Origin of the sequence: Bartonella sp. AP1QHHD, assembly GCF_042196265.1 — a bacterium.
Classification (GTDB): Bacteria; Pseudomonadota; Alphaproteobacteria; order Rhizobiales; family Rhizobiaceae; genus Bartonella.
Map to the genome: position 1 here is coordinate 1 of NZ_JBHIPW010000029.1, position 1,414 is coordinate 1,414.

Consider the following 1,414-nt stretch of genomic DNA (forward strand, 5'->3'; position numbering starts at 1 on the left):
AATATTCGTGAAAGACGTCCCTACTCCTGCTAACGCATCCGCAACATTATCATAGCTCTTCTCTTCATCCTTGCCATCTTCTTTGATTGCGGTAACCTTGAAACTTGGGGCACTCCACTCTCCCTTATCATTATAGCCGGCTCCTCCACCGAAATAGGTCGCAACCGTTTTATTCATGGAATAAAGCTGTGAACCATTCACCGCATCACTTGAGGTTTCCGAAACCGTTCCATCATGCACTCCGGAAAGAGTACGTTTCGTACCATCAGTGTTTGCAATATTGATGCTTGTACCGCCTTTTTCACCTCCAATGCTAATAACATGCGTCTTTTCATCTTGTTTAACTAAGCTATCGCCTACGACTTTGTTAATCTCCTTGTTAATTTCTTTGTGAATATTCGTGAAAGACGTCCCTACTCCTGCTAACGCATCCGCAACATTATCATAGCTCTTCTCTTCATCCTTGCCATCTTCCTTAACAGTCTTAACCTTGAAAGTGGGAGCGGTCCATTCACCATTCTCATTATATCCAGCTCCTCCACCGAAATAGGTCGCAACCGTTTTATTCATAGAATAGAGTTGTGAGCCATTCACCGCATCATTTGAGTCTTTAGAAATATCTCCATTCGCAAGATACTTAATCTTGCTGTTGCTTTTGCTATTTTCTTCTCCATGCAAGGCTACAAAAGCTCCCTCTTTCTCACCCCACATCAACGCATTCTGCTTAATGTTTTCAGTAACCGCCGTATTGCTTTGTGTAATCTCTTTATGAATGTTCTGGAAAGAATTACCTACACCCTCAAAGGCTTCCGCAACACTTGCATAGCTCTGCTCTTCAACATCACTACCATCTTCCTTAACGGTCTTAACCTTGAAAGTGGGAGCGGTCCATTCACCATTCTCATACTTGGCGCCTCCGCCAAAATATTTTGCTGTATGCTCAGCAACCTTAGTAACATTTTTATTGGTTGTAAAAAGCTGCGAGCCATTCACCGCATCCGTTGAGCTTTCTGAGAGTGTTCCAGCACTCACTCCGGTGATTGTCCGTTCCTTACCGTCTTTGTTTAAAACACTGATTTCAGTACCGCCTGCTGCCTTACCTATAGTGATAACACCCGATCCCCCTGCACGAAGACTACGACTTGACGTCACCTCTTCTTCTTGCTTAACAAGGATACTGTCTCTTACATCCCCAATCTCTTCATTCAGAGTAGTGAAAGTACTGTTAACACCTTCAAAAGCAGCAGCAACATTGTGATAAGTCTTCTCGTCATTTTCTGTGCCATCAGCATCAAATTGTGCAACTTTGAAATCAGGTTTCGTCCATTTGCCTTCCTCATACTTAGTTCCGCCACCGAAATATTCCGCAAGGGAACTGTTCGTAGAATGGAGCTGGGATCCATTAACAGCATCC

The 1,414-nt window shown here is 43.6% G+C and carries 1 pseudogene; it reads right to left on the reverse strand.

Annotation, left to right across the window (positions count from 1 at the left end):
• Positions 1–1,414: pseudogene (locus tag ACFIME_RS03295) on the reverse strand (adhesin); the annotation flags it as partial.